Below are 12,082 nucleotides of genomic sequence, written 5' to 3' on the forward strand. Positions count from 1 at the left end.
AAAAAGCCGCTAACTAGCGGCTTTTATATGATAAGTGTTTATTTGACGCTTATTGTAAGCCAAGCACTTTCTTGCCCTGTGTAAAGTCGATATCGACAGGAATATTAGCTGATTCAAGCTTCGCAAGACTCTCTGCTAAGTCTTCTTTTATTAGACCTTTCTCCTGAACGAGTTTATCAACACCTGCGTAGTCGCCATTGCCTTGTAAGGTCAATATAAGTTCTGATAACGCATCAATTGCTTGGGTCATTTTCTCTATATCAACTCTGTACTGACCCGCTTCATTTCGGCTAAAGGCACCTTGCTCTTGGAAATAGTTAAAACGCACCATGTTTGCTTTACCGTGCGCAGAACTTGCGCCAAAGCGCACTGAGCGGAAAATACCCGCCATAAAGGTGACGTAGTAATCTTCTAGTGAGCCTTCAGTAATTGCACCTTTAGCGAGTAATTGCTTAACCATATACAAGCCCAGCACATCAGCTTTACCCTCTTCTAACGCAGAGGCATGCTCCTTTAGGGCTTGGCGAACGGTACCTTTATCGTTAATGGTGTTTTTAATCCCTAAACCGTGTGCCACCTCATGAAACATGGTATTAGCAAAGAAGCCATTGAAAGTTACATGTTTGCGCTGTTCAGGCACAATAAGCTGTTCTGAAATAGGTAGCATGATAGCGTCAAACTTAGCGCGCATTGCGTTTTTCAGTTGTAAACGTCGCGTACCTTTTTCAAGCTGCACCTGTTCGTCGTTTGGTAGGTTAATAGCTATGGTTTTGCCACCTGCATTTGAATGACCTGCATAATAGATAACGTCATAGGCATTAAGATCTGCGTCAGAGCCTGGCATTTCCTTTTTATACTTTTTGGCAACTGGCAGGCCACGTTGCAGTTCAGGCAGGTAGTCAGCAAATTTTGCTAATTTCTCACTCCAAGAGAGATCTTTTACTAGTACATATGACTCAAAGGCCGCACGATAGCCAAAGAGCTGGTCTTCATAGGTTTCGATAGGCCCAATGACAACATCGATTGGGTTCGTTTTCATATCCATCCATGCAAAATCAGACGGCTGGTAGTCATCGGTACGTAATGCTTTTGCACGCAAAGTTAAGTAGTTAGCGAATTCTTCGTTGTCGGCAAATGTCGCAGCTTTTTCCAAAATTGCTGCTGCGCGATCTATTTCATCGGCATATACTTCAGAGTAGGCAACAGAGGTAAGCGCCCCGTTTTTGTCACGCTGCACGATAGAGTAGAGTCCGTCTTTGTCATTGAAGCTAGCAGCATCGAATTCTGATTTTGTCATGTCCGCTGGATAAAATTGAGCACCGTGTGGTTTTGGAGCAAAATCGGACAAAAATGCTTTGTCGCCATTCAGCCTATCCCAAGGACCGTAATTGATGCCTGCAAATGCTCTGACTTTTTCATCTTGGATGCTGGCTAAGAAGGCATTTTTATCGTCACCAAACGCCTGTTTCCAGAATAAATCATCCATGATTTTAGAAGCATCAATCAATAACGACAGCATCTGTTTCTGATTGTCAGATAAGTGGCTTAAATCTGCCGTCAATGTGACGTTTTGATAGATATCTAATCTATTCTCATAACCCTCAATAAGCTGAGGGGATGTTGATTGCGCAACATGTTCTTTATTGCAGCCAGCCAGCGCAGTTGTTGCTAACAAAACAACTGCAGCAATGTTTGTGAGTTTCATAGGTGTTTCCTTTGGTTTAACGGCTCAAGACTAGTGAATATGATAGGGGAGTGCAAGGAACGTGGAACCTGTAGGCAAGTTTTGTTGCCTAACGTTCAGGCCACGCAAATTTGAGGCATAAAAAAACCGGCCGAGGCCGGTTTTTCAAAGTCAATGCAAAAACAAAAATTAAAGTGCTTTGATAGCAGCGTTTAAACGGCTCTTGCTACGAGCAGCTTTGTTTTTGTGAATAAGACCTTTAGTTGCGTAACGATCAAGGATCGGTTGCGCAGCTGCTAATTCTTTTGTTGCCAATTCTTTGTCACCGGCTTCAATTGCAGCGATTACTTTTTTAACTAAAGTACGCATCATTGAACGACGGCTTGCATTGTGTTGACGGCGCTTTTCAGATTGTACCGCGCGTTTCTTAGCTTGCTTTGAGTTAGCCAAGGTGAACTCCTAAAATATGATAAAAATATAGCCTAAATTTAAGGCGACGAAATATGCCTTTTTTCCAGCGAATTGTCAAATGATTTAGCAATTAATTTTATAATTCTATGGTTTTTGGTGTGAGATATGTGGTACTCGCGAGAGCTGTTGGCCTAATGCGTGAATTTTAACGGAATGCGCTTGTTTATCCGGTGTCTATCACCTCATAATATTGTTTTTGTGTTAGGCACTGGAAGCCATTTTGAGTAAAAAATTAATAAAATCAGGCCTTATTGTCAGTGCTATGACAATGATTTCTCGTGTTTTAGGATTGGTTAGAGACGTAGTTATTGCGAATTTTATGGGTACTGGCGCAGGTGCTGATGTCTTCTTTTTCGCCAATAAAATCCCCAACTTTTTACGTCGTTTATTTGCTGAAGGAGCATTTGCTCAAGCGTTTGTTCCAGTCCTTAGTGAGTATCAAGCAATTGATGAAAAGAATGGCTCAAACGATACGCGCAAACTTATTGCGCAGGTCTCTGGTACGCTCGGTGTTTTAGTGACGATAGTAACGGCGATAGGCGTTATTGCATCTCCAATTATTGTGGCTATTTTTGGTTTTGGTTGGGCTATGGATTGGTACACTGGCGGCGAGAATGCAGAAAAGTTTGAACTAGCCAGCACATTACTCAAAATTACCTTTCCATACTTGTGGTTTATCAGTTTAACAGCATTAGCTGGTGCGGTACTAAATACCTTAGGTAAGTTTGCAGTCGCGGCCTTTACGCCCGTGCTACTAAATGTTTGCATTATTGCTTCTGCAATTTATCTTTCTCCTCAATTTGATAACCCTGCGTTTGCGCTTGCATGGGGCGTATTCTTGGGTGGTGCGGTTCAGTTTTTCTTTCAACTTCCTTTTTTGTACAAAGCCGGGGTATTAGTTAAGCCTGTTTGGGGATGGCATGAGAAGGGGGTTACTAAGATTCGAAAACTGATCATCCCAGCGCTCTTCGGTGTTTCGGTTACCCAAATAAATTTATTACTTGATACCTTGATTGCTAGCTTTTTGGTCACAGGTTCTATTAGTTGGCTGTATTATGCTGACCGATTACTTGAGTTTCCTCTCGGTCTATTTGGCATAGGGATAGCGACTGTTATTTTGCCAAGTCTATCGGGGTTGCATGCGCGCGAGAATAAACAAGAATTTAGTGACACCATTGATTGGGGATTACGCATTGTTTCACTAATGGGAGTGCCTGCACTGATAGGTTTAGTGGTATTAGCACAGCCGATTATTATGTTGTTATTTATGCGTGGTGAGTTTACGTCAACCGATGTTCAGCAGGTATCGTTCGCATTGTATGCGTACCTGTCAGGGCTAATTAGTTTTATGTTTATTAAAGTATTAGCCCCTGGGTTTTATTCACGTCAAGATACCAAAACGCCAGTCAAAATAGGTATTATTGCCATGGTAGCTAATATGGCGTTTAATCTTATATTAGCCCCTATTTTCGGCTATGTTGGTCTGGCAATCGCTACAACCTTGTCAGCAACCCTAAACGCGTTTTTATTGTACCGTGGTTTAAAGAGAAGCGAGGTATTTACCTTGCCTTCAAAAACGAAACGCTTCTTCGTGAAATTACTTCTTGCTGCGGCAGCAATGGGAACACTTGTTTATTATCTTTCTCCTGATTTTGAGCAATGGGTTATGATGGACTTCGGCGAACAATTACTGCGTGTAGCGTTATACATCTTTGCAGGCGTTGCTGCTTATTTTGCATTGCTTGTTGTGCTTGGGGTTAGATTGGCTGACTTTAGGGTAGAAAATTCAGCAGGAATTGTCGCCAATAAGGGCTGATTCTTTGATCAGACTAATATATAATTCGTCGGTTTTTTAACGGCGTAAATATTAGTAGCGCGTTTTACAAGGTTTTTATTCTTTCATGCAGTTAATACGTGGCATCCATAATATCAAAGCAGAAGATCATGGCTGTGTGTTAACCATTGGCAACTTTGATGGCGTGCATTTAGGCCATCGACGTGTGATTAAGGCCTTAATTAGTAAAGCTGAAGCACTAAATTGCAAATCAGCAGTGATGGTTTTTGAGCCGCAACCACAAGAGTTGTTCAGCCCAGAAACAGCGCCAGCTCGGTTAACTCGGTTGCGTGATAAATACGCTTTGATAGAGGAGCTGGGTGTAGACCGACTAATTTGTGTGAATTTTAATAAAAAATTTGCCAGTCAAAGTGCTGAGCATTTTGTTGAGCACTTGTTGGTTGAGAAACTCGGTATTAAGCACTTGATCATAGGTGATGATTTTCACTTTGGTAAGAATCGCACCGGTAATTTTGAAACATTGTGCAGTGCCGGTGAAAATTTTGGTTTTGGCGTATCTGATACGGCAAGTTTCAAATTAGAAGACTGCCGCATCAGCAGTACTGAAATTAGGCAGTTTCTCGAGAAAGATGACCTTGCAGGGGCTGAAAAAATGCTTGGGCGCCCATATTCTATTCATGGAAGGGTGTTCCACGGCGATAAACGCGGCAGACAACTCGGTTTTCCGACAGCTAATATCAAGTTAAAGCGACGTGTATCACCGGTTTCCGGGGTTTATGTTGTTCAAGTAAAGGCCAGTTGTGGTAAATTCTATGGCGTAGCCAATATAGGTGCTAGGCCAACTGTAGCCGGGGTTAGGCAACAACTAGAAGTCCATATTTTTGATTTTAATCAAGATATTTATGGCGCTTCTTTGGAAGTTGTTTTATTGCGCAAACTTAGAGATGAAAAGAAGTTTGCCAGTATTGATGAATTAAGAGAACAAATAGCTAGAGACAGTGCTGAGGCGCGTCTTTATCTGAAAGATTTATAACCATTATTTAAACGAAAAGATTAATTGACGGATATCTACATAAATGAGCGATTACAAACATACCCTCAATTTGCCTGATACGTCTTTCCCAATGAAAGGCAACATGGCAAATCGTGAACCGCAAATGCTGAAAGACTGGGCTAGCAAGGATCTTTACGGCAAGATTCGCGCGGCAAAAAAGGGTAAAAAGTCATTTATTTTGCACGATGGTCCTCCATATGCGAACGGTAATATCCACCTAGGGCATTCAGTCAATAAAATCCTTAAAGACGTGATCGTGAAGGCGAAAACGTTATCTGATTTAGATTCTCCATATGTACCTGGCTGGGATTGTCATGGGCTTCCTATTGAGCTTGTTGTTGAGAAAAAGCATGGCAAACCAGGTCACAAGCTATCTGCCGCAGAGTTTCGTCAAAAATGTCGTGAATACGCGGCCAAGCAAGTTGACGGTCAACGAGAAGACTTCAAACGTTTAGGTGTATTTGGTGATTGGGAAAACCCATACCTAACGATGAATTTTGAAACTGAAGCGAACATTATCCGTGCTTTAGGAAAAATTACTGAAAACGGTCATCTTCAACAAGGTTTCAAGCCAGTTTACTGGAGTGTTGTTGGTGGCTCAGCGCTAGCAGAAGCAGAAGTAGAGTACGCTGATAAAACATCTTTCTCGATTGATGTGAAATACCCTGTTGTTGATGAGTCTGCGTTAGCAGCTGCAATTCCTGATTTAGCGGGCAGCGGCAAAGTGTCTGTTGTGATCTGGACAACGACACCATGGACCTTACCATCGAGCCAAGCAGTCAGTATTCATGAAGAATTAGAATACGTTGTTGTGCAAGCGGGTGAAGAGCGTCTATTAATGGCTGAAGCGCTGCATGAAAGTGTGATGGAGCGTGCAGGCATTGAAGAATTTGAAATTGTCGGTCGTGTACAAGGTGCCGCATTAGAGCTTTTACAATTACACCATCCATTTTATGAGCGCACATTACCTGTAATTCTGGGTGACCATGTTACCACCGATGCCGGTACTGGTTGCGTACATACAGCACCAGACCATGGTGTTGAAGATTTCACGGTGGGTAAAAAATACAACATCGAGACCTTAAACTACCTTGACGATAACGGTCTTTACCGTGCAAATGTCGAATTATTTGCTGGTGAGCATGTATACAAAGTTGATGAAAAAATCATCGCAGTCGTCGAAGAGCATGGTAACTTGTTGTATCAAACAAAATTTGTTCACAGCTACCCTCATTGCTGGCGCACTAAAACACCACTGATTTTCCGTGCGACGCCACAGTGGTTCGTCAGCATGACCAAAAACAGTCTTCGCGATGAAGTGAAAAATGCAGTAGAAGGCGTTCAATGGATTCCTGATTGGGGTCAAGCACGTATCGATTCAATGTTAGAGTCTAGCCCTGACTGGTGTATCTCTCGCCAACGCACGTGGGGTGTACCAATTGCATTGTTCGTGCACAAAGAAACTCAAGAGTTGCATCCAGAAACATCTCGTTTAATCGAAGAAGTTGCCCTCCGTGTTGAAAAAGAGGGGATGGACGCATGGTTTGAAGCAGACGTAAAAGATTACTTAGGCGATGAAGCCGATTCTTACAGTAAAGTAACCGATACGCTGGATGTTTGGTTTGACTCAGGTGTTACCCATTATTCGGTATTAGCGCAACGTGACGACCTAAGCTACCCAGCAGATTTATATCTTGAAGGTTCTGACCAACACCGTGGCTGGTTCCAATCGTCATTGAAAACAGCAATGGCTATCAATGGTAATGCGCCTTATAAACAAGTGCTGACTCACGGTTTTACGGTTGATGAGAAAGGTCACAAAATGTCGAAATCATTAGGTAATGTTATTACGCCTGATGAAATCACCAAACAATACGGTGCTGACATTTTACGTTTGTGGGTAGCATCGGTTAACTACACACAAGAAATTACGGTTTCAAAAGAAATCTTTAAGCGTCAAGCAGATGCATACCGTCGTATCCGTAATACTTCGCGTTTCTTGTTGGCGAACATTAACGGTTTTGAGCCAGCCAATCACTCGGTCGCGCTAGGAGATATGGTTGCGTTGGATCGTTGGGTAGTAGGTAAAGCAGCGGAGCTGCAAAATGAAATTGTTGCTGCCTACGATGAATATGAATTCCATCAAGTAGTTCAGAAGTTGATGAACTTCTGTACTAACGAATTAGGTGGTTTCTACTTAGATATCATTAAAGATCGCCAGTACACCGCGAAAGAAGACAGTGTTGCTCGTCGTTCATGTCAAACAGCCATGTACTTAATTGCTGAATCAATCACGCGTTGGATGGCACCAATTCTTTCGTTTACTGCGCAAGAAATCTGGGAAGCGCTACCAGCACCAGAGAGCGGTGAGCGTGATGAATTCGTCTTCACTGATGTTTGGTTTGACGGTTTAGCTGAATTGCCAGCAGATGCGACTTTAAACAATGACTACTGGAACGAGTTATTACTTGTTCGTGGTGAAGTGAATAAGGCGTTAGAGCTTGCTCGTAAAGATAAAGTTGTAGGTAAAGGCTTAGAAGCGAAAGTAACTTTATACGTTGCAGATCAAGCGCTGAATGAAAAACTATCACAACTTGGTGATGAGTTACGTTTCGTGTTGTTAACTTCTGCGGCAGAATTAGTGGTAGTTGATGAATTACCTGCTGATGCATCGGCGACGGAAGTGTCTGGTTTAGCACTTAAGGTTGCGCAAGCGGAAGGTGTTAAATGTGATCGTTGTTGGCATGTGACTACAGATGTCGGTCAAACAGAAGCACATCCATTATTATGTGGCCGTTGTGTGACCAATGTTGATGGCGAAGGCGAACAACGACAGTACGCTTAGTACAAACTAAAAGAGGAGCAGCAGTTGCTGCTCCTTTTGTATTATCAAGGTAGTATTTAGTAATGGCATCAATGTTCTCACCTTCTGAGCTCTTTTCCAAAACAGCCTTGCGATGGTTATGGCTAACACTCGTATTTTTGGTACTCGACCAAGTCACTAAACAATGGGTCGTTGCTTCATTCAATTTGTATGAATCTATTCCTGTTTTTCCTTCGTTTAACTTAACCTACATGCAAAATACGGGCGCTGCGTTTAGCTTTTTAGCTGATCAAGGTGGCTGGCAACGCTGGTTCTTCTCGGCAGTGGCAACCCTAGCTAGTGGGTTATTTTTATATTGGTTGGCAAAAACGCCTGCTTCAAACAAAGTGCTGGGCATTGGCTTTGCGTTGATGTTAAGTGGTGCAATGGGCAACCTAATAGATCGCGTGTTGTTTGGCTATGTTATCGATTTCCTAGATTTTTATATTGGTGAAGCACATTGGCCAGCATTTAATATAGCGGACTCAGCGATTTTTGTTGGTGCCGCTTTGATGATTATTGATTCGTTTCGACAAGAAACAACAACAGAACAAAAAAGTTAATTTATGTCTTACGTAGAAAAAGATTCAAGCCTAGTTGCTCACATTACAATGAAGCTATCAGATGGCTCTGCTGCTGATAGTACTAAAGTAAATAATAAACCCGCTATTATTAACATGGGTGATCAGAGCATTTCTCCGGCTTTTGAAGCGGAGCTTATTGGTATGCAAGCGGGCGAATCTAAAGAGTTCACACTTGAAGCAAAAGATGCTTTTGGCGAGAAAAATCCTGATAACATCCATTATGTCGACATTGCAAAATTCGATGCCGATACGCCTGCGAAAGTCGGTAGCATTATCACATTTACTGCTCCAGGTGGCGAAGTTCCAGGTATGGTGACAGAAGTTTCAGGTAATTCTGTTACAGTGGATTTTAATCATCCGCTAGCTGGACAAGCTGTTACCTTTGTTATTGACGTTGTAGAGATTAAATAAGGCACTTTTGATGGAAATTATCTTAGCAAACCCAAGAGGATTTTGTGCAGGCGTCGATCGCGCTATCAGTATCGTCGACAGGGCTTTAGATTTATTCGATGCCCCCATTTATGTCCGTCATGAAGTTGTTCACAACAAATTTGTTGTTAATGGTTTAAAGGAGCGTGGTGCCGTATTTGTTGATGAGTTAGTGGAAGTACCTGACGATGCAACGGTTATATTCAGTGCTCACGGCGTATCAAAGGCGGTTCGTAACGAGGCCAAAGAGCGTGGTTTAAAAGTGTTTGACGCAACATGTCCTCTAGTTACTAAAGTGCACATGGAAGTTTCACGTGCCAGCCGAAAAGGCATTGAATGTGTGCTTATTGGCCATGCTGGTCATCCTGAAGTGGAAGGCACAATGGGTCAATACGACAGTGACGAAGGTGGTATTTACCTCGTAGAGTCACCAGAAGATGTTGATAAGCTTGCCGTAAAGAATCCTGATGAGCTCTACTATTGTAGTCAAACTACCTTGTCTGTTGATGATACAAGCGATGTTATTGATGCATTGCGTAAGACTTTTCCAAATATCGAAGGACCACGCAAAGATGATATCTGTTACGCAACACAGAATCGTCAAGATGCCGTTCGTGGCATAGCAGAACAAGTAGACTTACTGCTCGTAGTCGGAGCGAAAAACAGCTCGAACTCCAATCGATTACGTGAACTTGCTGATAAAATGGGTACAACCTCTTACCTTATCGATACTGCAGATGATATTGATGAAGCGTGGATGCAAAATATTAACAAGGTAGGTGTTACAGCTGGCGCTTCAGCACCCGAAGTGTTGGTTAAACAGGTTATCGATAAGCTTAAATCTCTTGGAGGTCATGAAGTTATCGAACATCCGGGGCGAGAAGAGAACATTGTATTTGCCGTTCCGTTAGAATTACGATAATCTTAATAATGGATAAAAGTTAATCAGCAAATAAATTATTCGATCGCAGTTTCGGATGTGCAAAGACTTTTAAATGCAACCGTGGGTAGTAACTGTGCACTAAAGTGATTTTATCGACTACCCATTATATGGATATAGGTATGGGTTAATGCAGTTCACTATGGTGATATTTAACACATATGTTGGCCTTACTTTCAGGATATTTATTAATAAGATAAATAGCCTCTTCACATCTGCGCCTTCATCGCTCTATACTAATCTCAAACTTTTAGACCTTTGTGAGGTATCTTTATGATATCTAATCAAAAAGGCATGACCTTTATCGAAGTGCTTGTCGCTCTGTTTATTATTGTAACTGGCGTTTTAGGAGCAGTAGCTATGCAGTCAACTGCGAAGCAAGGGAGCTTTGACGCCATGCAGCGTTCCATTGCTTCATCTTTAGCTCAAGATATTGTTGAACGTATTCGAAACAATAATGCCGATACCGCTATATTAGATGATTATGTAGGAACGTTCGGTGCAAATAGTTTAACCGCTCCTAACCCTAGCTGCTCAGGTGAAACTGCAACGTGTACCCCTGCACAAGTTGCGAGTTATGATCTTTATGAATGGACAGAACTTATTCGTGGTGCAGAGGCTAAATCTGGCACGGCTAATGTCGGTGGCCTAGTCAATGCAGTTGGATGTGTCAGCTTAGTCGATCAGACAATAACTGTAACTATATCTTGGGAGGGTAGAACGGAAACCTCGGATGGCGGTGCAGGAGAGTGCGGGTCAAGCAGTAACAAAAGGCGTCAATTAAGTTTGACAGCTTACGTTTTTTAGGGCGCGAAAATGATAAAGAAAAACGGTTTTACCATTGTTGAGCTCTTAATTTCATTGGCTATTGGTGTGTTTTTGTTTTCAGGTGTTTTAGCTATTTTTGTGAGTATGCAAAGTACTTCTGGGGACACTAGTAGGTACGGTATTATGCAAGAGACAGGGCGCTTCGCAGTGAGCTTGCTGTCTGAAGATCTTATGAGGCAAGGTTATTTTGGAGACTTAGTTGTACCTATTAGCCGTTCAAATTTGAGAACCCCATATATGGGGGCTCCCACTAATGAGTGCGTGGGTGAAGGCCTTAATAACGGTACTTTTCCAGGGGACTTAGGTACTTTTAGAACGCTATGGGGATTAAGCTCGGTAAATGCCACACCGATTTCCTGTATTGATGATGCTTCTATTGGATCTGATGTTTTACAGTTAAAACGAACCATAACTTCTCCCTTTACCGGAGCACAGTCGACATCACGTTACTATTTGTACACTAATTCAGTGGAAGGGCAAATTATTGTTGGTGGAACGTTGCCAGCTCCAGTAATAAATGATGCACAAGTATATGAGTACCAACACCATATTTATTATGTTACTGAAGAGAGTCGTGGAGCTAAAAAATATCCAGTATTGAAAATGAAGTCACTTGCGACAACAGTATCAGAAATGCCTCTTATCGATGGTGTTGAGCGTATCCGTTTTCTCTACGGTGTAGACACTGATTTAGACGGCATCGTTAATACCTACTTATCTGCAACAGAAATGAATGCCACTGGTTCAGGAACTGGCCGATACTGGGACAATGCTGATACGAGAATTATGGCAGTTAAAATCTATGTTTTAGTCAGGGATTTAGAAGAAGATACAGATTACAGCAACACAAATGACTACTTTCTTGGCAACGATGTAGCAGGGAAGTACTCTGTTAATGATAACTACCGCAGAATGCTATTTAGCTCCACTATAAGTCTGTTCAATGGAGATGTAAAAGTATGGGATTAACTAGTTTACCGAATAAGCAACAGGGCGTAGTGCTTGTAGTTGCCTTGGTTTTTCTTATCTCATTAACTGCCGTTGCATCGGCCTTAATGTTGAACTCTACTACCGATTTGAAAATTGCCGGTGCTAGTGAACAAAAACTTATTGCTGTTCAAGAAGCAATTAGTGCTACTGATGAGGCCATCGCAGATCAGGTTACGTCTGATACAAATTTATTTACAAGGCAAACGTTCCCATTTGATATTACTACTATCAATAGCGTTACAGTAGACACTGTTCGCGTAACTAGCCGTAACTTTGATACTGCTTTGCCTGACTGTCCTCATTCCAAATTAGCGTCATCAACAAAAGTGGTTAAATGTAATGTGCTTAATTTGGGTGTAACGAATAATTATGGAAGAAAAGATACCAGTTCAGTAGTCATAAATGCTGGTATTTCACAACAGATTTTAAACGTGGGGAATTAGT

At 42.0% G+C, this 12,082-nt stretch carries 11 protein-coding genes and 1 pseudogene; 10 read left to right on the plus strand and 2 right to left on the minus strand.

The window, feature by feature from the left end:
- Positions 1–49 precede the first annotated feature (49 nt).
- On the minus strand, positions 50–1,705 hold the full coding sequence (locus tag ACFSJY_RS17675) for a dipeptidyl-peptidase 3 family protein (protein WP_386037452.1): 1,656 nt from the start codon (positions 1,703–1,705) through the stop codon (positions 50–52).
- A gap of 168 nt (positions 1,706–1,873) precedes the next feature.
- The gene (gene rpsT / locus ACFSJY_RS17680; protein WP_115999434.1) at positions 1,874–2,134 is read right to left on the minus strand and encodes a 30S ribosomal protein S20; all 261 of its coding nucleotides are present in this window, start codon (positions 2,132–2,134) and stop codon (positions 1,874–1,876) included.
- Between the two features lie 241 nt (positions 2,135–2,375).
- Here rpsT and murJ point away from each other — a divergent pair, with 241 nt between their 5' ends.
- The 10 genes and pseudogenes from murJ to ACFSJY_RS17730 all read left to right on the plus strand — a co-directional run bounded on the left by murJ (position 2,376) and on the right by ACFSJY_RS17730 (position 12,081).
- Positions 2,376–3,971, plus strand: a complete 1,596-nt coding sequence (gene murJ, locus ACFSJY_RS17685; protein ID WP_386037456.1) for a murein biosynthesis integral membrane protein MurJ — start codon at positions 2,376–2,378, stop codon at positions 3,969–3,971.
- Positions 3,972–4,056: 85 nt separating this feature from the next.
- A complete protein-coding gene (gene ribF / locus ACFSJY_RS17690) occupies positions 4,057–4,983 on the plus strand; it encodes a bifunctional riboflavin kinase/FAD synthetase (protein WP_386037459.1) in 927 nt (308 codons plus the stop codon).
- A 43-nt stretch (positions 4,984–5,026) separates the two neighbouring features.
- Positions 5,027–7,849 carry an isoleucine--tRNA ligase gene (gene ileS, locus ACFSJY_RS17695; RefSeq protein ID WP_386037462.1) on the plus strand — a complete coding sequence of 941 codons (2,823 nt, stop codon included), beginning with the start codon at positions 5,027–5,029 and terminating at the stop codon, positions 7,847–7,849.
- Positions 7,850–7,911: 62 nt separating this feature from the next.
- Positions 7,912–8,430: a signal peptidase II gene (gene lspA, locus ACFSJY_RS17700; RefSeq protein ID WP_386037465.1), complete on the plus strand. Its 519-nt coding sequence runs from the start codon at positions 7,912–7,914 to the stop codon at positions 8,428–8,430.
- 3 nt (positions 8,431–8,433) lie between these two features.
- Complete coding sequence (gene fkpB / locus ACFSJY_RS17705) at positions 8,434–8,862, plus strand: FKBP-type peptidyl-prolyl cis-trans isomerase (RefSeq protein WP_386037468.1); 429 nt, start codon at positions 8,434–8,436, stop codon at positions 8,860–8,862.
- 10 nt (positions 8,863–8,872) lie between these two features.
- Positions 8,873–9,802 carry a 4-hydroxy-3-methylbut-2-enyl diphosphate reductase gene (gene ispH / locus ACFSJY_RS17710; RefSeq protein ID WP_386037471.1) on the plus strand — a complete coding sequence of 310 codons (930 nt, stop codon included), beginning with the start codon at positions 8,873–8,875 and terminating at the stop codon, positions 9,800–9,802.
- Between the two features lie 291 nt (positions 9,803–10,093).
- Positions 10,094–10,627 carry a type IV pilus modification protein PilV gene (gene pilV / locus ACFSJY_RS17715; RefSeq protein WP_386037474.1) on the plus strand — a complete coding sequence of 178 codons (534 nt, stop codon included), beginning with the start codon at positions 10,094–10,096 and terminating at the stop codon, positions 10,625–10,627.
- 9 nt (positions 10,628–10,636) lie between these two features.
- Positions 10,637–10,705, plus strand: a pseudogene (locus ACFSJY_RS17720) (prepilin-type N-terminal cleavage/methylation domain-containing protein); the annotation flags it as partial.
- A 66-nt stretch (positions 10,706–10,771) separates the two neighbouring features.
- Positions 10,772–11,617 carry a PilW family protein gene (locus tag ACFSJY_RS17725; protein WP_386038445.1) on the plus strand — a complete coding sequence of 282 codons (846 nt, stop codon included), beginning with the start codon at positions 10,772–10,774 and terminating at the stop codon, positions 11,615–11,617.
- Positions 11,608–12,081, plus strand: coding sequence for a hypothetical protein (locus ACFSJY_RS17730; RefSeq protein WP_386037477.1), 474 nt, complete (start codon positions 11,608–11,610; stop codon positions 12,079–12,081). The genes ACFSJY_RS17725 and ACFSJY_RS17730 overlap by 10 nt, the downstream gene beginning before the upstream one ends.
- Position 12,082 lies beyond the last annotated feature (1 nt).

Source organism: Thalassotalea euphylliae (genome assembly GCF_042682785.1).
Classification (GTDB): domain Bacteria; phylum Pseudomonadota; class Gammaproteobacteria; order Enterobacterales; family Alteromonadaceae; genus Thalassotalea_F; species Thalassotalea_F euphylliae.